Origin of the sequence: Pradoshia sp., assembly GCF_051873915.1 — a bacterium.
Classification (GTDB): domain Bacteria; phylum Bacillota; class Bacilli; order Bacillales; family Pradoshiaceae; genus Pradoshia.
Genome location: NZ_JBJEFJ010000179.1, coordinates 29,500 through 48,672 on the forward strand (window position 1 = coordinate 29,500; position 19,173 = coordinate 48,672).

At 42.4% G+C, this 19,173-nt stretch carries 18 protein-coding genes; 6 read left to right on the forward strand and 12 right to left on the reverse strand.

Going from position 1 to position 19,173, the window contains the following annotated elements:
• Positions 1–13: 13 nt before the first annotated feature.
• From qoxB to qoxD, 3 genes are read left to right on the forward strand one after another with little or no spacing between them, the layout of a single operon-like run.
• On the forward strand, positions 14–1,957 hold the full coding sequence (qoxB, locus tag ACI35L_RS15635) for a cytochrome aa3 quinol oxidase subunit I (RefSeq protein WP_049672087.1): 1,944 nt from the start codon (positions 14–16) through the stop codon (positions 1,955–1,957).
• Entirely contained in the window at positions 1,954–2,550 is a 597-nt protein-coding gene (qoxC, locus tag ACI35L_RS15640; protein WP_049672088.1) for a cytochrome aa3 quinol oxidase subunit III, read from the forward strand. The genes qoxB and qoxC overlap by 4 nt, the downstream gene beginning before the upstream one ends.
• A 4-nt stretch (positions 2,551–2,554) precedes the next feature.
• The gene (gene qoxD, locus ACI35L_RS15645) at positions 2,555–2,845 is read left to right on the forward strand and encodes a cytochrome aa3 quinol oxidase subunit IV (protein ID WP_049673037.1); all 291 of its coding nucleotides are present in this window, start codon (positions 2,555–2,557) and stop codon (positions 2,843–2,845) included.
• Between the two features lie 141 nt (positions 2,846–2,986).
• Here the strand turns inward: qoxD and ACI35L_RS15650 are convergent, their stop codons facing one another.
• The 4 genes from ACI35L_RS15650 to ACI35L_RS15665 all read right to left on the reverse strand — a co-directional run bounded on the left by ACI35L_RS15650 (position 2,987) and on the right by ACI35L_RS15665 (position 4,582).
• Positions 2,987–3,556: a manganese catalase family protein gene (locus ACI35L_RS15650; RefSeq protein ID WP_049672089.1), complete on the reverse strand. Its 570-nt coding sequence runs from the start codon at positions 3,554–3,556 to the stop codon at positions 2,987–2,989.
• Positions 3,557–3,574: 18 nt separating this feature from the next.
• Positions 3,575–3,838: a spore coat protein CotJB gene (locus tag ACI35L_RS15655; protein ID WP_049672090.1), complete on the reverse strand. Its 264-nt coding sequence runs from the start codon at positions 3,836–3,838 to the stop codon at positions 3,575–3,577.
• A gap of 6 nt (positions 3,839–3,844) precedes the next feature.
• Complete coding sequence (locus ACI35L_RS15660; RefSeq protein ID WP_049672091.1) at positions 3,845–4,084, reverse strand: spore coat associated protein CotJA; 240 nt, start codon at positions 4,082–4,084, stop codon at positions 3,845–3,847.
• 129 nt (positions 4,085–4,213) lie between these two features.
• Entirely contained in the window at positions 4,214–4,582 is a 369-nt protein-coding gene (locus ACI35L_RS15665) for a VOC family protein (RefSeq protein WP_049672092.1), read from the reverse strand.
• Between the two features lie 201 nt (positions 4,583–4,783).
• On the opposite strand from ACI35L_RS15665, the gene ACI35L_RS15670 reads away from it, so the two are divergent.
• Positions 4,784–5,923, forward strand: a complete 1,140-nt coding sequence (locus ACI35L_RS15670; RefSeq protein ID WP_049672093.1) for a fused response regulator/phosphatase — start codon at positions 4,784–4,786, stop codon at positions 5,921–5,923.
• A 90-nt stretch (positions 5,924–6,013) separates the two neighbouring features.
• Here ACI35L_RS15670 and ACI35L_RS15675 read toward each other — a convergent pair whose 3' ends face one another.
• The 4 genes from ACI35L_RS15675 to cls form a co-directional block, all read right to left on the reverse strand.
• On the reverse strand, positions 6,014–6,571 hold the full coding sequence (locus ACI35L_RS15675; RefSeq protein WP_082197188.1) for a CDP-alcohol phosphatidyltransferase family protein: 558 nt from the start codon (positions 6,569–6,571) through the stop codon (positions 6,014–6,016).
• A 90-nt stretch (positions 6,572–6,661) separates the two neighbouring features.
• Positions 6,662–7,504, reverse strand: coding sequence for a CheR family methyltransferase (locus ACI35L_RS15680; protein WP_049672095.1), 843 nt, complete (start codon positions 7,502–7,504; stop codon positions 6,662–6,664).
• A gap of 22 nt (positions 7,505–7,526) precedes the next feature.
• Positions 7,527–10,328, reverse strand: coding sequence for a response regulator (locus ACI35L_RS15685; protein ID WP_053103778.1), 2,802 nt, complete (start codon positions 10,326–10,328; stop codon positions 7,527–7,529).
• A gap of 150 nt (positions 10,329–10,478) precedes the next feature.
• Entirely contained in the window at positions 10,479–11,927 is a 1,449-nt protein-coding gene (gene cls / locus ACI35L_RS15690; protein ID WP_049673039.1) for a cardiolipin synthase, read from the reverse strand.
• A 370-nt stretch (positions 11,928–12,297) separates the two neighbouring features.
• Between cls and ACI35L_RS15695 the strand changes: the two genes are divergently transcribed.
• Positions 12,298–12,531 (forward strand): hypothetical protein, encoded by a 234-nt coding sequence (locus ACI35L_RS15695; protein ID WP_049672097.1) that lies wholly within the window; start codon positions 12,298–12,300, stop codon positions 12,529–12,531.
• Between the two features lie 42 nt (positions 12,532–12,573).
• Here ACI35L_RS15695 and ACI35L_RS15700 read toward each other — a convergent pair whose 3' ends face one another.
• The 3 genes from ACI35L_RS15700 to ACI35L_RS15710 all read right to left on the reverse strand — a co-directional run bounded on the left by ACI35L_RS15700 (position 12,574) and on the right by ACI35L_RS15710 (position 14,844).
• Positions 12,574–13,296, reverse strand: a complete 723-nt coding sequence (locus ACI35L_RS15700) for an amino acid ABC transporter ATP-binding protein (RefSeq protein ID WP_049672098.1) — start codon at positions 13,294–13,296, stop codon at positions 12,574–12,576.
• A complete protein-coding gene (locus ACI35L_RS15705; RefSeq protein WP_049672099.1) occupies positions 13,293–13,949 on the reverse strand; it encodes an amino acid ABC transporter permease in 657 nt (218 codons plus the stop codon). The genes ACI35L_RS15700 and ACI35L_RS15705 overlap by 4 nt, the downstream gene beginning before the upstream one ends.
• 76 nt (positions 13,950–14,025) lie before the next feature.
• A complete protein-coding gene (locus tag ACI35L_RS15710; protein WP_049672100.1) occupies positions 14,026–14,844 on the reverse strand; it encodes a basic amino acid ABC transporter substrate-binding protein in 819 nt (272 codons plus the stop codon).
• A 215-nt stretch (positions 14,845–15,059) separates the two neighbouring features.
• Here ACI35L_RS15710 and ACI35L_RS15715 point away from each other — a divergent pair, with 215 nt between their 5' ends.
• Positions 15,060–16,133 carry an AI-2E family transporter gene (locus ACI35L_RS15715; RefSeq protein ID WP_439803271.1) on the forward strand — a complete coding sequence of 358 codons (1,074 nt, stop codon included), beginning with the start codon at positions 15,060–15,062 and terminating at the stop codon, positions 16,131–16,133.
• Between the two features lie 134 nt (positions 16,134–16,267).
• On the opposite strand, the gene ACI35L_RS15720 is transcribed toward ACI35L_RS15715, so the two are convergent.
• Complete coding sequence (locus ACI35L_RS15720; protein WP_049672102.1) at positions 16,268–19,021, reverse strand: dynamin family protein; 2,754 nt, start codon at positions 19,019–19,021, stop codon at positions 16,268–16,270.
• Positions 19,022–19,173: the final 152 nt, after the last annotated feature.

The window sequence follows — 19,173 nt, forward strand, 5'->3', positions numbered from 1 at the left end:
AGGAGATACCACCATGAAATGGGATGAGTTTTTTGTTACAGGCGATCCGCTTATATATGGCGCAATGGTCAGTATCGTTGTGGCCACATTAGCCATCTTGATTACATTGGCCGTAACGAAAAGATACGGCTGGCTATGGCGGGAATGGCTGACAACTGTTGACCATAAACGCATTGGCATCATGTATATCCTAGCTGCACTCTTGATGCTTTTCCGCGGCGGTGTCGATGCACTAATGATGCGTCTTCAGCTTGCGACACCTGATATGGCATTCTTGGCTTCACAGCACTATAACGAAGTTTTTTCAACTCACGGAACGATTATGATTTTGTTCATGGCTATGCCCTTTGTGCTTGGCATGATGAACCTAGTGGTCCCGCTGCAAATCGGGGCAAGAGATGTTGCGTTCCCTGTTTTGAACGCAGTCAGCTTCTGGCTATTCTTTGCAGGGGCGATGCTTTATAATTTATCCTTTGTCATCGGCGGTTCACCAGATGCCGGCTGGAGTGCTTATTTCCCGCTTGCTAGCAATGAATTCAGCGCAAGTGTCGGACATAACTACTACTCCATTGCCATTCAGCTATCCGGTCTAGGAACATTGATGACTGGGATTAACTTTATCGTAACGATTATGAAAATGAGAGCACCAGGCATGAAACTTTGGAAAATGCCGATGTTTACATGGGCAACATTAATTACATGCATTATTATTTTATTTGCTTTCCCTGCTTTTACCGTTTCCCTAGCCCAAATGATGTTTGATCGTCTATTCGGCACACAGTTCTTTGCCATGTCTAATGGCGGGATGGATATGCTTTGGGCCAATAACTTCTGGATTTGGGGACATCCTGAGGTATATATCGTTGTCCTCCCTGCATTTGGGATCTTTAGCGATGTCATTTCAACCTTTGCACGGAGAAATATTTATGGATATAAATCCATGATATTCAGTATGTTCGCCATTTCCATCTTGTCATTCCTTGTCTGGGCCCACCATTTCTATACAATGGGCCACAGTGCAGCTGTCAATGACTTCTTCGCCATTGCGACTATGGCCATTGCAGTGCCGACAGGAATCAAAATCTTTAACTGGTTGTTCACTCTATATAAAGGCAAGATTGTCTTCCCTACGGCGATGCTGTTCTCTCTCGCCTTCATTCCAATCTTTACGATTGGCGGGATAACAGGTGTCATGCTCGCGATGGCAAGTGCGGATTACCAATATCATAATACGATGTTCCTGGTTGCCCACTTCCATTACGTGCTCATTCCTGGTACAGTATTCGGTATGCTTGCCGGGGTTTATTATTGGTTCCCGAAACTTTTCGGCTTCCGCTTGAATGAGAAAATTGGCAAGATCAGCTTCTGGCTTATCGCGATTTTCTTTAATGTGACCTTCTTGCCATTGTTCTATCTAGGTCTCGATGGGATGGCTCGCCGGATGTACACCTATTCTGCGGCAACTGGATATGGTCCGCTCAATCTTGTGTCATCAATCGGTGCCGTCTTCTTGGCAACAGGATTTGCGCTCATTTTCTACAATGTCATCTATAGTGCACTTAAGAGTCCTAGAGAGCATCTTGCTGACCCGTGGGATGGACGGACACTTGAATGGTCAATCCCAAGCCCGGCACCATTTTATAACTTTGCCGTAACCCCTGAGATTCAATCAGAAGAGCCGGTCTGGGATTATAAGAGAAAAGGCATCCCAATCTATCGGGATAAAATAACGCCGATACACATGCCTAGCAACTCAGGAAAACCGGTTATCATGGGAATCTTCTTCTTCTTGTGGGGCTTCTGCATGGTATTTAGCTGGTGGATTCCATCAATCATTTTCGGAGCGGCTGTATTCATCATCTTAGCCACCCGTTCCTTTGAACGTGACCATGGCTATTATGTACCAGTAGATGAGATTATCGCAACCGAAAACAAGCTGAGAGGTGAGAACCAATGAAGGTAGATACTAGCCTGCCATTAGAATATAGCACCGAAGAGAATCGCTTGAAAATCTTTGGATTCTGGCTCTTTCTTGGAGCAGAGATTGCCTTGTTCTCTATGCTGTTTGCCACCTATTTCACCTTGGTCAACGGAACAGGCGATGGACCGACAGCATCAGAAATATTCGAGCTCAAACCCGTTATTGCAGAAACCTTTGTTCTCTTGACGAGCAGCTTTACATGCGGATTGGCGGTTCACAGCATGCGCTTGAACTATAAAAAACCGATGATGACCTTCTTTATCATCACCATGTGTCTTGGTCTTGTCTTCCTTGGCGTTGAAATCATGGAATTTGTCACCTATGTCGGTGAAGGAGCGACCATGCAGACTAGCGGTTTCCTATCAAGCTTGTTCATGCTCCTTGGTACACATGGCGCTCATGTCACATTCGGTTTGTTCTGGGGATTATGTATCCTCATTCAAGTTGTACGTGAGGGCTTTACTGCTCATACAGCGAACAAATTCTTTATTTATTCACTGTATTGGCACTTCCTTGATGTTGTCTGGATTTTCATTTTCAGCTTCGTTTATTTGAAAGGGATGATTTAAGATGGTGAAGCAGCTTTTTCCGATTAAGCATGTCATGGGATATCTCTTATCCCTTGTCTTGACTTTCATAGCCCTTTCCGTCGCCTATTACGACGTATCCTATGCGACTGGGATGGGAATCTTAAGCATAACGGCGATCATTCAGGCCAGCGTGCAGCTCTTCTTGTTCATGCATGTCAGTGAATCCTCAGACAAGCATACTGTCTATCTCAATATCATTTTTGCCATCTTTATCGCGCTCGTCATTGTCTTTGGAACCCTGTTTACAATGATTTGGGGACATGCAGGACATTAAGAGGCGGAACATTTAAAGGCATTGACCAGTATTGGTCAATGCCTTTTTTAGTGGATTTACGAATGGTTTCACAAACAAATTAGGGGTGCTCATTTACTTCCCTATCATCTTAAAAAGCCAAATCAAATTCGATTTGGCTCCTTAGAAAATCTTTTTCTTGCCTCGGTCCTCAATAATAATTTCCACCGCTTCACGAAAACGCTGAGAGTGGACAATCTCCCTCTCACGCAGGAAACGAAGCCCATCATTCAAATCAGGGTCATCTGACATATTGATGATCCATTGATACGTTGCTCTTGCCTTTTCCTCTGCAGCAATATCCTCATAAAGGTCGGCAATCGGATCCCCTTTCGCCTGGATATAAGATGCTGTAAACGGGACACCAGCGGCATTATGATAATAGAGAGCAGAATCATGGTTCACGTAATGATCGCCGAGGCCTGCATCACGCAATTGCTGAGGCGTTGCATCCTTTGTCAGTTTATATACCATTGTTGCAATCATTTCTAAGTGACTAAGCTCTTCGGTGGCAATATCGTTCAGCAAACCGACTACAGGATCAGGAATGGTATAACGCTGATTCATATAACGAAGGGCAGCAGCGAGCTCTCCATCGGCCCCGCCGTATTGCTCAATTAAGTATTTAGCCAATGTGGGATTACATGTGCTCACCCGCACAGGATATTGCAATTTCTTTTCATAGAACCACATTTGTTCTGCACCCCCTCATTAAATTTGCCATGGCCATGGATACGTTCCCCAGCCCCAGTTGGCGTCTGTGTAACTATTTCCGAATTGCTGAAGCGGACCGTACTTGGATTCGAACTGCTGCTTCAATTGCTTCGATTGATGAGCAAGCTCGTTAAATTGCTGCATTCTTTCAAGGTCCTTCGGATGTGTGTCAAGGTAAAGGGTCAATTCGACGATGGCAAAATCAAGTGCCTGAATTTCTTCTAGCAACTGATAGAACTCATCCGGCAATTGCTGCTTCATCGCTGGCTACCTCCTTTTCCCTTCATACGGATTCTCATAATATTCATACAGGGCTTTCCAAAGGGTTCCTCTCTTCAAAGCTTCTCTCGGGGTAAATTGTTCAAGATTAGGCGGCTGAAATCCTAAATACAGATTAGGGGGTGTCGAATAATATTTCTTCCCGATCGGCGGACACGGGTCAAATCGGCTATGGAATGGCGTATATGCCTTCATTGAGGTGAACGGCTCTCTATTCTGCTCTGACATGCACAGGCACCTTCCTTTACGAAAAGATCACTTCCCATAAAGCGTACGTTCAACCTCTCCTTAATATGACTGAAGATTAGCGGACAAGAAAAAGACCCTCTGCTCGTCCATGGCGGCAGAAGGTCCTTGTTAATGAGAGATTCGCTCTACTATCTCGAGCCGATTCCCAAAAGGATCTTCAAGAAAGATTCGATTGGCGTCCGGCAATTCAACGTCCTCAATATACGAAATACCTGATTCCGACAAATGTGCCTTTACTATCTCAAGCTCCTCTGCTCGAAAGGCTGGATGAGCTTTTTTGGCCGGAATAAATGCTTCTTCAACTCCCAGATGGAGCTCATAGTCATTGAATTTAAACCATATACCGCCACGTTTCGCTAATTCCGCTGGTTTTTCAATCATCTCTAACCCAAGTATGCCATGATAAAAATCACGTGCCCTGTCTTCTCCACCTTTTGGCATTGCCAGCAAAACATGATCGAACGCTTTAAAAGACATTTTTACCCCGTCCTCTCCATTTCCCTTTACCTTAAATATACTGAAACATTTATGGCTTTCCCATGTCTCATTTCTTATAAGAATATATAATGAATCCTTATCTGTTATCTCAACTATTTGTATTTTCACGAAAAATAAAATACGATTAATAAGACACTAATTAGAAGCAGTACTTATTTGGAAATTAGGTGAAGGAAAGCAATGTCCATTCTAGTTGTTGACGATAATAAAGTGAATTTATTTGTAATTGAAACCATATTGAAGCAAGCAGGCTATAAGAATATTAAAATGGCCGACTCAGCAAAGACCATGTTCAATCTCTTAGAAGAAGACCGCCTAAAGAATGGGAACAGTACGTTTAATCTTATTCTCCTGGATATTATGATGCCTGAGATGGATGGCATCGCTGCTTGTAAACAATTACAGAATTGTCCCGAGTATAAAGATATACCCGTTATTTTTGTTACTGCACTTGGGGACACCCATAAGCTGGCCGAGGCACTTGATGCCGGAGGCACCGACTATATCATGAAACCAATCAATAAGGTTGAGCTTCTCGCCCGTATGAGGGTGGCCTTAAGACTGAAGGAAGAGAAGGATTGGCATAAAGAGCAAGAGGAAAAGATCAGCTACGAGCTGAATTTAGCTTCCATGGTTCAAAGAAGTATTTTAAGCGATCCGATTGCAAATGAAGATATCTCGATAAAGACGTCCTACAAGCCTTCATTCAATTTGGCTGGCGATATGTATTATTGGCATCAAATTGACGAGCATCGCTACGCCGTCTTTTTATTTGATATGATGGGACATGGGATACCCGCCTCCTTAATGTGTATGTATATTTCATCCATCATGCGGGATGCTGTCCGTAATCTGATTGAACCTGAGAAAGTCATACTTGAATTGAACCGGTCGATGACCATGCTTGACGACCATGCAAAAACAACCTCTTATTACTTAACCGGTATCTATTTATTAATTGATACGGAGAAAAAAACAATTGATTATGTAAACGCCGGCCATCCGCCATGTTATCTCTACATTGATGACAGCGAACTTGTGCATCTTGGCCAAAGGAACACAGCAATCGGCTTCTTTGACCGCATGGAAGTGAAGAAATCAACCATACACTATGCCGACAGCTTCCAAGTCCTTTTATTTACAGACGGGGTAGTCGAAGCAATTGATGATGATGAGAATAAAGCCATCAGTCATTTACAGACGATCGCTTCCCGGCAATGGACAGATGAAGAGGCAGCCTCTCCTCTTGATATCATCCTTCCAAAGGAAAGACAAAAGAATCAGCAAGATGATATGTGCGTAATTATCGTACGAGGATAAAATATGACAGGCGGGGAGACATAAACCTCGCCTGTTCTTTATTTAATAGAATAAGAAAAACGTTTGAAGTGATTGATGATGCTATTGCTGCTATTCTTGCTTACTGCCTCCCCTTCTATATAGACCAGCAGCATCAACGTCTAGTTCAGATGAATGGAGCAAAATCCAAAATTCCTCAAAAGCTGAATAAGTTGCAGCAAGGACAAGACCAACTGCCAGCCATTCGCTATGATGACTGTAAGTCAGCATAAACGGATAGAGAAATAACAGAATTCCCGTGCCTTTATTGGCGTATGTATGCAAAATGGCAAATGTATGGAACTTGATGCGGACAAGCATCAAGGAGGCCATCCGGATGAGAAGAATCAGCCATATCCATATAATGAAGAAAAGAGAAAGCTGAAGAAAGGGGATTATCTTCAGACAGACAATCACCATAAAAATCCCATCTGCCATTGTATCAAGTCTCGCTCCAAATGAACTGGAAATTTGATATCTTCTTGCTAAATAACCATCCAGGATATCCGTTAATCCAGCAGCTGTATACAGTGCTAGAAATACATAGGAAAAGGACTCTGCTGGCAGCAAACAAAAGGATAAAAGAATTCTCAATACCGTTATCACATTAGCCCCATGCTTCATATTCATCACCCACCCTATGTGATACCCGAATTCTGAAAGGCATGAAACAGGAAAAAAGCGGTCAGCTGCTTATGATACAGCTGACCGCTTTTTCGTTTATTTCTTCTGATATAATCGCTGTGCACTGTCAATTTCAATGAAAGAATTGCTCATCTCCATGATCTTTAACGATTCTTTATTGCCAAGACCAATAAATCCGTCTTCACTTAGAGAATCACTAAAGAGACGGAAAACCTTCTCCTGCAGTTCCATATTGAAATAAATAATGACATTCCGGCAAATAATCACATGAAACTCATTAAATGACCCATCAGTTACAAGGTTATGCTGAGCAAAAACGATATTCTTCGACAAGTATGGATGGAAATGAGCATATTGAAAATCCGTATTATAGTATTCAGAGAATGCAGCTTTTCCTCCTGCCTGCAAGTAATTCTTCGTATAGGCCTGCATCCTTTTCAACGAGAATGCTCCTTGTCTTGCCTTCGCAATTACCTTCTCATTCATATCGGTCGCATAGATCTTAGCCTTGTCCAAAAGCCCCTCCTCCTTTAAGAGGATGGCCATTGAATAGACCTCTTCTCCTGTCGAACAGCCTGCATGCCAGATTCTAATCTCCGGAAGGTCCTTGATCTTTGGAACAATCTTCTTCCGGAAGGTGTAGAAGAATTCTGGATCTCGGAACATATCAGTCACATTAATCGAAAAATCATTAAGAAGGTTCGTTACATATCCATCCTCATGAATGACCTTCTTCAATAAATCAGATACGGTTGATAAACGGTCCCGATTCAGGCGGTTTTCAATCCTTCGTTTAATGGATGAACGCATATATTCACGGAAATCATAACCAGTCATTCTATAGATGGCTTCTAATAATAAATCAATTTCTAAATCTACTAGTTCTTCTTCTGAGGTCGGCGTTCTCCGATAGCCCACTAGCCCCTGCAACTCCCTTCACCTACTTCGTCAGCCAAACACGCATCACGGAGAATAATTGTTCCAAATTAATTGGTTTGCTAATATAATCCGTCGCTCCGGCTTCAAGACATTTCTCACGGTCGCCTTTCATCGCCTTAGCAGTCAATGCAATGATTGGGATAGATATAAATTCAGGATTGGATCGAATATGACGCATGGTTTCATAGCCATCAAGCTCCGGCATCATAATATCCATCAGAATCATATCCAGCTCTTTTTCCACTTGCAGCAAATTCAAGCATTCGATCCCATTCTCAGCAACGACTATTTCCACCCCTTTGCTTTCTAACGCATTCTTAAGGGCAAAAATATTGCGGTGGTCATCATCCGTGATAAGGACTCGTTTGCCCTTAAAGACATCTAGAAGCTCTTCTTCCGCTTCAATCTCAGCAGCTGCTGCAGCTATCTCGTCCGTCTCTTCCTTATGAACGGCCACTTGCTCTAACACTTCATTTGGTATTGGCAAATGGATCATATCGTTCGTTTGGTCTTTTTGCATACCCTCTGGAAGATTCGGCAAATACACAGTAAACACGCTGCCCTCATGCTCCCTGCTCTCAAGCGTAATAAATCCGCCCAGCAATTTCGCAAACTCGCGGCAAATGGATAATCCAAGTCCTGTTCCGCCATATTTGCGGGCTGTAGCACCGTCTGCCTGTTGGAATGCCTCGAAGATTAATTCCTGCTTTTCTGAAGCAATGCCGAGTCCAGTATCAGACACAACGATTTTCATCCAGAAATCAGATTGGACATTTTGATTCAGTGCTTCTTTTTCCTTCGTATTTTTCACCTTTTCAAGCTTTAATGTAACGGCACCCTTATCGGTAAATTTAACAGCATTGGAAAGTAAATTTTTGATGATTTGCTGCATTCGCTGTTCATCTGTATAGAAAATAGAAGGGAGGTCCTGCTCAATTTCCACATTAAAGGTAAGCCCCTTCTGCTCAGCCATCGGCAGGAATGATCTTTCAAGTGTTTCGACAATCTCGCGGATATTAGCTTCATTGAAGAAGACTTCAAGCTTTCCGGCCTCTATCTTGGAGAGATCGAGAATATCATTAATCAATAACATCAAATCATTGCCTGATGTATAAATAACCTTTGCAAACTCTCTTTCTTCCTCTGTATACTCACCATTCTGTTTCTCTGAAAGCATTTCAGATAGAATCAAGATGCTGTTCAGCGGGGTACGAAGCTCATGAGACATATTAGCGAGAAACTCAGATTTATATTTCGAGCTTTGCAGAAGCTGTTCGTTCTTCGCCTCAAGTTCTTCTTTCGAGAATTCCAGCTCTCTTGATTTTTGTTCAGCCTCCTGGCTGCGTTCTTCAAGCTGCTCGTTGATCATGCGCAGTTCCTCTGATTGCATTTGTAATTCCTCTGATTGAGACTGCAGCTCCTCTGCTTGCACTTGGAGCTCCTCTGTCATAGCCTGAGAATCACTTAGTAATCTTTCAATCTCCATACGGCTCAGTACACTGTGAATGGCCATGCCCAATGTTTCAACCATTTGGATTAAGGCTTGATATTCAAGCTCACTAAAGCCCTTCATACTGGCAAATTCCAATACGGCAATCGTATCTCTTTCATATAGAACTGGGGCAATTAAGATGGCTTTGGGGCGTACATCACCAAGTCCTGTCTTGATCAGCTGATAATTCTCAGGTACATCCTCAATGAGGACAACCTTTTTATCAATGGCTGCCTGTCCAACAATTCCCTCTCCCATCTTAAATTGCTCCCTGCCGCCATTTCCATAGGAAGCGACCCGGCGGAAGATTGGCTCATCATTGTCTTTTTGCTTCAAATAGACAGCTCCAATGGATGCACCAAGCATTGGTGTTAGCTTGGATACTAAACGATCGGCCAATTCATTAACCTGAAAGATGCCTTGATTCATCTCTGCTACCTCAGCTAGCTGTGTCTGAATCCAGTTCTGGTCAGTAATCTTCTTCGTATATTCTTTTTCATTGCGGGAATAGCTCTCAAGTGAAGCAGACATATTATTAAACGCTATCGCAATACGGCCAATTTCATCTTCCGTTCTAACTCTCAGTCTCGGCATGGACGTTGTATCGCGTAAATCGACCTTGCTGATGACATCAGTGATTTCATTCAGCTCTTTCGTTGTCGAACGAATAACCCAGTAGGCAATAAGACTTGTTAATAATAAGGATAGAATAATTGCCATTCCGACAATTATCTCCATTTGATCATATTTTTCCTGAGCACGTAAAAGCGCATCATCCATCAAGTCTTCTTGGAAAGTAATAAATTCCGTGATTACGGGAACTAAATTTTCCCCAGAATCTGCGAGACTCCTCATCAGTCCATTATAATCATTTGTTGAACCTCTTCCCATCTCAGTGAGAACCTGGCTTTCGTTCTGGGTGTAAATATCATACATGGCCTTAAACTCAGCCAGCAGTTCTTCCCCTTTTTCGGTGTTCGCCATTGATTGGAGCTTAGAATATCGGTCTTCTATCATAATATGATATTGATTAATCTGATCAAGAGTTTGATTGACCTTCTCTGCATCCGTCTGTGATTCAGCTAAAGCTAAAGATGCCTGCATACCCAAAAAGTTCTTCTGAATATCATTCGTATAGCTGACTTTCTGATAGCGATCATTTACGATTTCAAGCATATCTTCACGTGAGCTGTTCAAACGGCCAGCTATGATACTAAGCACGATAATACTTATTGCCAGCATTAGCCCGAAGCCAACAGTCAGCCGTTTGGAAAAACTCATTCGGCTCACTTTTTTTTCATCTTCGCTCATCCAACCACCCTCTCTCATTTGTCGAATAATACCTGCTTTATTTAAATGGTCACATTGTCATAACAATACAGTATTACTTTCCATTATACTTTATATGACAGACAAAAAGACACTAACTTGCGTCAGCGTCTTTCCTCTTTCTATCAGATATTACAATACAGGGGACAATAAACGGGAGATGGATTCTTTAAATCGAATATAAAGTGTACGATTATTGTATACCTCAGGCGTCAATTCGATACTCTCCATCAAGTCCTCCTCAAATGTATTCCGCAAATTAACAGCAGAATTCTCATGATAGATAATCGCATTCACTTCAAAATTCAGCCTGAAGCTGCGCACATCGATATTGGCCGTTCCCACTGTCGCGAGGCAATCATCAATAACCATCGTCTTGGCATGCAGGAATCCATTCCCATAAAGATAAACCTTTGCTCCAGCCTTCAGCACTTCCCCGACATATGAATAGGTAGCCCAATAAACAAACAAGTGGTCGGGCTTATCAGGAATCATAACCCTGACATCAACGCCCGATACAGAAGCAATACGTATGGCATCAAGGACACTATCGTCCGGAATGAAGTACGGCGTTTGAATATACACATACTCCTTCGCATCCAAAATCATTCGAATATAGCTGTTCTTTATCTGTTCCCATGAAGAATCCGGTCCAGAGGTCACGATTTGCAAACCGACCCCCTCATCCTTCCTCTCATCTGTATATAAGAAATAATCATCGGTCCATTCCATTTTCTCACCTGAAGCTTGCGCCCAGTCCAAAAGGAAACGAACCTGCAGGTCATTCACGGCATTTCCTTTAATACGAAGATGAGTGTCACGCCAATAGCCAAAGCGAGGGTTTAACCCTAAATACTCTTCTCCGACATTAAATCCCCCGATATAACCTACTTCTTTATCAATAACGACAATCTTCCGGTGATTACGGAAGTTAATGCGCAAATTTATGATAGATAATTTCCCGGGGAAGAAAGCATAGGCACTGCCTCCTGCCTCAATAAGCTTTTTAACTCGTTTTTTTGATATTCTTCTCGAACCGGCATCATCATACAGGAGCCGAACTTCAACTCCCTCCTTCGCCTTCTCCGTCAATGCCTCAAGCAGACGGTTGCCGTAGACATCATTTTGGATAATGTAGTAGAGAACATGAATATTCTTCTTTGCAGCGGCAATGTCTTTAAATAATGAATCAAATTTGTCCTTCCCATCAGTGAAGATTTCAAGTTCATTATTCCGCGTATAAAGAGAATGATCTGTTGTCATATTCATCATAATTAAGTCTTTATACTTCTGTGTTAAATATGTATTAAAGGGAGCAACCCCATCACGCAAATGGTGTTTTTGCTGATGTATCCCGCGCTCAATCGCCTCATACCCTCTCTTATCCCATGTAAAGATTCTCCTCTTGCTCAAATTCTGGCCAAGAATGATATAGAGGATGAAGCCGCCGATTGGGATAAACGTCAATACCATCAGCCATGCCCAAGAAGCGCTCACATTACGGCGCTCCAAGAAGGTGATTGTAATCGCAAATATTAAATTGATGACAATCAATAGTATCCAAAAGATCGAATCAATCATTTCCATAGGACAATCCTCTCCAACCCATAAGCGCTATAATCTATATATTAAAAATACCATAAGGTACTAATAATACAAAGGCTCTGTTATTCTTTAGTATTGATTTACGTGGCAGGCTGGTGAAACCAAAGGGGTGGTCGGGGAACCTTCTCTCGTTCTTCATGGCAGCTGCTAGGTCTTCCCTGTCCGCTAATCCCGCAGAAGTAAACACCGCCTGGAATGTTGAGAGACGGGATTCTACTATCAACCTCAAAATAATTCTCCTTTACTTATTATGCTACTGTCGTGTTTGCCCAATTCCTCTATTCATTTGAATAAATAATCATTGAAATGGAATAGTAAATAGCAAAATCAAGAGGAGGATGGGAACATGCCAAGAAGAAGCGACAATACTCATACCAACCCAGAGATCAATCCCGATGCTAATCACGAAAATATCATCAATGACCCTAAAGCCTATAATATGGGGGTTGCCGTCAGCAATTTTTATCCCGGACACGGAATGAGCAAGAATCCTTATCATGTAAAGGACACAGAAGATACCCCTGCTGAAATGGAGCAATTTGAGAAATTGACACGCGGCAAAGATTTACTGGAAAAATAAGAAAAGGGAGATGGCCACGCCAATCTCCCTCTTTATTCCTCCTTAGAGCACCTTGCTTAAGAACAGTTTCGTCCTTTCATGCTGCGGATTTGCGAAAAGTTCCTTCGGTTCATTTTGCTCCACGATATATCCTTCATCCATGAATATAACGCGGTCTCCTACTTCCTTTGCAAACCCCATCTCATGTGTGACAACGACCATCGTCATCCCCTCGCTTGCCAATTGCTTCATGACCTCAAGCACCTCACCAACCATCTCTGGATCCAGTGCAGATGTCGGCTCATCAAACAGCATGATTTCCGGCTCCATCGCTAAAGCACGGGCGATGGCAACCCTCTGCTTCTGTCCTCCTGACAAAGAATCAGGATAGGCATTTGCTTTTTCTGATAGACCGACCTTCTTGAGTAATTCCAGTGCCTTTTCCTTCGCTTGCTCTGCTGATACCTTTTTGACCTTTGTCGGGGCAAGCATCAAGTTCTCAAGAACGGTTTTATGAGGAAAAAGATTAAAGTGCTGAAAAACCATGCCTGTCTTTTGACGGACCTTATTGATGTCTATTTTCTTATCAGCGAGGTCTATCCCATTAATACGAACATGCCCGCCTGAGATGGCCTCAAGTAGATTCAAGCACCGCAGGAAAGTGGACTTCCCGGACCCGGACGGACCGATTACCACTACGACCTCTTTTTGTTTGATAGTTATGCTGATATCCTTTAAAACCTCGTTATCTCCGAATGATTTTTTCAAATTCTCGACGACAATCATTTCGTATCAAGCCTTCTTTCCATTTTGTTTAACAGATAGCTCAAAGAAAGCGTAAGAATGAGATAGATAAAAGCTGAGGCAAGATATGGCTCCCAGACGCGGAAGTACTGGCTTGCCATCGCCCTTCCCCAATAGGTAAGCTCAGGGGCCGCAATAACGGCCGCTATGGAAGATTCCTTTATAAGGACAACAAATTCATTACCTAAAGGCGGAATCATGCGTTTAAACGCCTGTGGCAAAATAACATAGCGCATCGCTTGCCCGCTCGACATTCCGAGTGAGCGTGCCCCCTCCATTTGACCTGTATCAATGGATTGAATCCCTGCCCGGAAAATCTCCGCAATATAGGCAGCTGAATTCAATGATAAAGCAAGTATGGTTGCCAAAATGACATTTGTCTCACCGGTTATAGCTGGAACAACCCCAAAATGGATTAATAGAAGTTGGACAAATAACGGGGTGCCGCGAAAGAAACCAATATAACAATTAAGCGGTATCGACAATAGCTTGCTTTTCGTTATCTTTCCAAGCCCTATTAATAAACCAAGGACCGTTCCAATTAAAATCCCTGCAATGGAAAGGCCGATTGTATATAAAGTCCCTTTTAGCAGAAAGGGCAAATATTCCTGAATAATATCCCATCTGAAGTCCAATGCCTCATCCTCCTTAGACTAAAAATTGCGTAACATGGCCTTAAATTCCCGATGTTACGCAACTCCATCAATTACGTTACTGTTGCTCTTTTAACGTCTCAACATCCGGCTCAATTCCGAACCATTCCTTGTAGATCTCCGTATAGGTCCCATTATCAATGATGGTCTTTAATGCATCATTAACCTTGTCCTTCAGCTCGCTGTCTTTTGGAAACATCAAGCCGTAGTATTCATTCTCAAATGCGTCCTCATCCGCTACTACCACAAATTTATCCTTAGGATTATTCTTCGCATACTCCTCAACAACCCCGTTATCCGCGACAACTGCAGCAGCACCATTTTGCTTCATTTCCATAATGGCCAATACCGTCGTTTCAAATTTTCTGATGTCTTCATTTTTCTTTCCAACAATCTTCTCTACTGCCAAATGTCCCGTTGTACCCGTTTGTACAGCAACCTTCTTCCCTTTCAAGTCATCTGCTGACTTGATATCGCTTCCTTCAGGCACAAGAATCTTATTTGTTGACAGGAAGTAGGGAACAGAGAAGTCATAGGTTGCTTTTCGTTCATCGTTAATTGAGATTGCTGACATGCCGAAATCTGCTGTTTTATTCTTAACTTCTACGAACAGGGGATCCCAGCCGACATTTTCAATTTCCACCTTGATTCCAGCTTCTTTGGCAACTGCCTTAACTACATCCACATCAAAGCCGACAATCTTACCGCCCTCTTGAAATTCAAAAGGCGAATAATTGGCATCTGTTACGACCCTGTAAGTCTTATCTCCGTCGTCTCCTTTACCGCTTCCAGAGGTTTTTTCCTCACTGGTGCCGCAAGCGGCAAGGACGAGCATAGCACTGGCCAGTACCGATGCCATAATAAATCTCTTTTTCATGAAATCTCCCCTTCGTTATTCAAATATATTTTTTAAATTTTCAAAATTCTATGAAATTTATTATAATCTTCGTTGGAAATTTATGCAATTGAAAATTAGCTTTTCTCTATTAAAGTAATAGAGAAAAAATATCTTCTATTCCTAAAGGGTACGAATTGGTTAAATTAGGGTATAGATGCTTATACATTGATTTGCTAGATATAGGGGGAGCATTTATGTGGGTGAACAAGCCTTTTTTTAAATATGCGAGTGGTTTAATACTTATTCTTATCATCATTTTTTTATTCGGAAAAATTGATTACTTCATATGGCCTTTTCAGAAATTCATTATCACGCTATTCTTTCCCATTTTAATAGCGGGACTGCTTTATTACATCCTTAGGCCAGTCGTCCAATTGCTTAGCCGCTACATGCCGATAGCCATCAGCATCCTCTTAATCTATCTGCTAATTGGGGGACTAGGCTATCTCGCTCTAAAAACAACTGGACCCAAGATTATTTCACAAGTATCTCACCTTATGGATGTCGTACCAGAACGAGCCGAATCGATTGCTGAAACCTCCAAAAGTATTATAGAAGACCGCTCACCTGATTTCCTGTCAGTGGACAAAATCAAGGATTATGCAGGAGACTATTTGGAGGCGTTTCCACAAAAGATTTCTACGAATGCGATTACGATTTTTTCAACCATTACGAGTGTGTTAACCGTTATTGTCATCGTTCCATTTATCGTCTTTTACTTCCTGAAGGATGGGCATAAATTGAAGCCGTATCTCCTTCGCCATATTCCCCAGTCAGTCCACGCAGAAGGTGCAAGAATTCTGGCAGAAGTAGACAAGACATTATCGACCTATATCGTTGGTCAATTTATCATTGCTGTCGCCGATGGAGCGATGATGTATATCGGATACTTAATCATCGGCTTAGAAAATGCACTCGTCTTCGCGATCTTTGCCACACTGCTGACAGTCATCCCGTTTCTTGGGCCGTTCATAGGTATCATACCTGCCTTGATCAGCAGCTTCCTAATCAGTCCATTTATGGCTATTAAGGTGTTGATTCTTATGGTCATTGTTCAACAAATTGAGGGACACTTAATCACTCCGCAGGTAATGGGGAAACGACTCGACATCCATCCGTTAACCGTCATTTTTCTCTTACTTGTTGCTGGTTCTCTCTATGGGTTTGTCGGCATCTTAATTGCCATTCCGACTTATTCTGTATTAAAGGTCATCATTAATAACTTCATTCGCTTCTTTAAGCTTCGCAGCAATACATTCGAACAATAAGAGAGCTTGCCTTCCAGGTCTTGGGCTTTGCAGCCAAGCTCAAGACCTGGAAGCAGCAAAAAAAGGCGGAAAACCACATGGTTTTCCGCCTTTTTCGCACTTAGGAATAGCTCCCCTTCTCTTTACTTTTCGTTTTAAGAAACCGTCTGGTATTCCCTATCGGCGAAGACCATCCATTCATATTGGCGCAAGCGCAATTCGAATAGTTTCAATGGATCTCGGTACATTTCTGGTTTCGCACGCATTTTCTCCAGCTGGCGATTATATTTCTCTATCAAGCTATTCGTATCAGCAATCAATGTATTCATCATTTCCTTCGGATTGCTGAAGAACATAGCTACATCTCTTGTAATTGATTTCTCGAACATCTCGAATTGAAGCAGGAATTTATCTGCAATGACCTCTGCCACTTCTGTATAATCCTGTGTTTCAATTAAGCTTGTGTATTTATTGTACATCAAATTCTTGTTCGCAATTGAACCGAATAGCACTCCCGCACTCTTCAGCAATAATTGCTGAGGTGTGTGGCGAAGCAGGATATTGACAGAATCCATTTGAACACCGCTTGTCATTCGGTTTGAGTCTCGGCGCCAGTCATCCAGCACACGGAAATCACAGTCCATATTGACGCGTTCATCCTGATAGATGGCATTAAATCCATCTGCCATTTCAGTCAGGAAGCTTTGACTTTCCTTGAATTCAGCATCCGCTTCCCGAATCCATTCCTGCATGGAATAGAAGTATTTTGGAAGGATGGTCGTTTCAAGATACTCCTGCACGCGTACATTCATCTTTTCATTCAGTTCGATGTGAATCTTCCGGTAATCACTATCTTCAGCTAGCAAGTCCTTGCTCGCTTGAAGAATTTTTGGAATGGCACCGACCACATCATTTCGGATTTCTTCCTTACGTTTCTTGAACGATTGACGAAGCAGCACTGCCTTTTCTTTCTCTAAGTCATCCAATTGATTCAAGGCTGCTTTCAGCTTAGACAAGAGATCCTCATTCTTGTGTATGGAATCAACCAATTCCTCTTCTCGCTCAAGTCTTTGGTCAAGCAAGGAGGAGATTGTCTCACGAACATAATGAAGAAGCCTCATCGTACGCTGGCTTTCCTTGTATGGCTGAACAAGATTGGCCTGAAGGAATTCCGTGAAATCCCTCAACTGGCTTGCACCCTTATAGTGAGCGGAATGAGCAAAAATCTTCGCATTCGGCAAGTATGGATTAATTTTCTTCCAAGCCTCATCCACAATGCGAATAGCTTCTTGGTCGTTATGGACAAGGTCCATCTTATTCAGCAAGAAGTGAATTGGCAAATCTGGCGCCTGCTCCTGAATCATGAGGACAATATCTCTTTCCCTATGACTGAAAGGATCATTCACATCAAGAACAAAGAGAAGACTGTCTGCCATATGCAAGTAGCGGCGCACCTCCTGAGTCTTACTATTGGCAATACTGAACCCTGGTGTGTCAATAATCGCAATGCCGTTATCCTTTAAGAAGGCGCTTGGCAGTCTGTAATCAATGATGCGCGGAGGACCGCCCATCCATTCGCGTGATGTAATACGTTCTTCAACTTCATCATCATTCAGATGAATGATGGATGAATCGGTAACCTCGCTTACATTCTCCTCTTCACCATACTTATACATCACAGCTGCCGCAGTCGGCAGGTCAAATGAATCCTCTCCAAGAATGGAGTGAATCAAAGCAGATTTTCCATTGCCGCTAGTCCCGGCAATCATCAAACGCTGCACATTTAAGTCGAGCATCTCATCCATGATCCATTTATGTCTTTCACTGACAGCTAAATCATTCTCCATTGCCCATTTGTCAATGGTTTCAAAGAGGCGGATGCCATCCTCCAGTCCATCTCGGTCATAGGTGAGTCCTGAGAGGATATGCTCTGCTATTCCGACATCTTCACCACTTAATGTAGACGGGAAGTGATCATTCCAAGCAAGAACGCTTGAAGAAGCCAGCAAGGCTTGATTCCTGTCTGTCAGGCGCACCCAATTCCGAAGAAGACTTGGAACAACAGCTTTTAATGACTTAACCGATCTCTCTCCATTAATTAGGTCAAAATAAGCATCCTTGAACAAGGCAGATAGAGCTGGGTAGGAGCTCTTCTCAGAGATTTCAAGATCCTGCAGCAGGTCATTGAAGCCTTGAATCCACGTCATATAAGAAGCTTCACCTTCATAGCTGTGCCATAGGGCAGCAGCGAGGCCTTCAAAACGCTTATCATTGATGTCATAAAGCTTATGCAGCGCCGGATAGAAGTAAGCCGGATCCAGATTCTTTGTTACTCCATCTTCAATATAAGATTGAAGGATATTGTACCAATCAATAGATTCTGTTCTCATTGCTTCATTGATAGCCAGCTCAACTGCGCTGCCCCAATCCATTTGCTCTTCAAAGAAATTCCGGGCTAAAGAAGTCACTTGGTCATCATCAGGATTCAATCGAACAACCTTCTTAATGGTTTGATCGGCCGAGCTTAGCTTTTGTGTTTTTATGTAAAGGGTAAATAATTGTAAACCCACCTCGGTATTTAATATGATTGAATCCGATTGGATAGATTTATACATCTCTTCCGCTGTGGAATATAGCTCTACGGCGAAATAGGCATCTGCCATATTTTTCTTTGCCCATGGTTCGAGCTCATTTGTCACCTGTTCCCATTTAAATATCGCCGTTTCGTAGTCTTTGTAAAGGTAATACAACTCCCCTTGAGCAAAGCGGAGATTGGATAGCTCCGGAATATCCTGGTCCTGTTCCTGCAGGACATATTCACTTATGACAAGTACTGGATTTACTGTACTGTCTTTATCTATAAAGGTCTTATAATAAGATTTCTCAATTAACATATTCTCATTACTCATACGACCCCTCCTTAGTTCTATATGACATTGTACATTCACTCTTAAGCATGTAACTAATATAGTTTAATAAATCTGGATTGCAATACGATTTCCATTTAGTAACAAGTTGAATACATATTTACAGTTTATCATGTGTTTTTGTCACATTTGCA

Excerpts from the sequence above, each read along its gene's own strand:
- qoxB (WP_049672087.1), top strand. The coding sequence starts at position 14 with ATGAAATGGGATGAGTTTTTTGTTACAGGCGATCCGCTTATATATGGC.
- qoxC (WP_049672088.1), top strand. The coding sequence starts at position 1,954 with ATGAAGGTAGATACTAGCCTGCCATTAGAATATAGCACCGAAGAGAAT.
- ACI35L_RS15650 (WP_049672089.1), bottom strand. The coding sequence starts at position 3,556 with ATGTGGTTCTATGAAAAGAAATTGCAATATCCTGTGCGGGTGAGCACA.
- ACI35L_RS15655 (WP_049672090.1), bottom strand. The coding sequence starts at position 3,838 with ATGAAGCAGCAATTGCCGGATGAGTTCTATCAGTTGCTAGAAGAAATT.
- ACI35L_RS15660 (WP_049672091.1), bottom strand. The coding sequence starts at position 4,084 with ATGTCAGAGCAGAATAGAGAGCCGTTCACCTCAATGAAGGCATATACG.
- ACI35L_RS15665 (WP_049672092.1), bottom strand. The coding sequence starts at position 4,582 with ATGTCTTTTAAAGCGTTCGATCATGTTTTGCTGGCAATGCCAAAAGGT.
- ACI35L_RS15670 (WP_049672093.1), top strand. The coding sequence starts at position 4,784 with ATGTCCATTCTAGTTGTTGACGATAATAAAGTGAATTTATTTGTAATT.
- ACI35L_RS15675 (WP_082197188.1), bottom strand. The coding sequence starts at position 6,571 with ATGAATATGAAGCATGGGGCTAATGTGATAACGGTATTGAGAATTCTT.
- ACI35L_RS15685 (WP_053103778.1), bottom strand. The coding sequence starts at position 10,328 with ATGAGCGAAGATGAAAAAAAAGTGAGCCGAATGAGTTTTTCCAAACGG.
- cls (WP_049673039.1), bottom strand. The coding sequence starts at position 11,927 with ATGATTGATTCGATCTTTTGGATACTATTGATTGTCATCAATTTAATA.
- ACI35L_RS15695 (WP_049672097.1), top strand. The coding sequence starts at position 12,298 with ATGCCAAGAAGAAGCGACAATACTCATACCAACCCAGAGATCAATCCC.
- ACI35L_RS15700 (WP_049672098.1), bottom strand. The coding sequence starts at position 13,296 with ATGATTGTCGTCGAGAATTTGAAAAAATCATTCGGAGATAACGAGGTT.
- ACI35L_RS15710 (WP_049672100.1), bottom strand. The coding sequence starts at position 14,844 with ATGAAAAAGAGATTTATTATGGCATCGGTACTGGCCAGTGCTATGCTC.
- ACI35L_RS15715 (WP_439803271.1), top strand. The coding sequence starts at position 15,060 with ATGTGGGTGAACAAGCCTTTTTTTAAATATGCGAGTGGTTTAATACTT.
- ACI35L_RS15720 (WP_049672102.1), bottom strand. The coding sequence starts at position 19,021 with ATGAGTAATGAGAATATGTTAATTGAGAAATCTTATTATAAGACCTTT.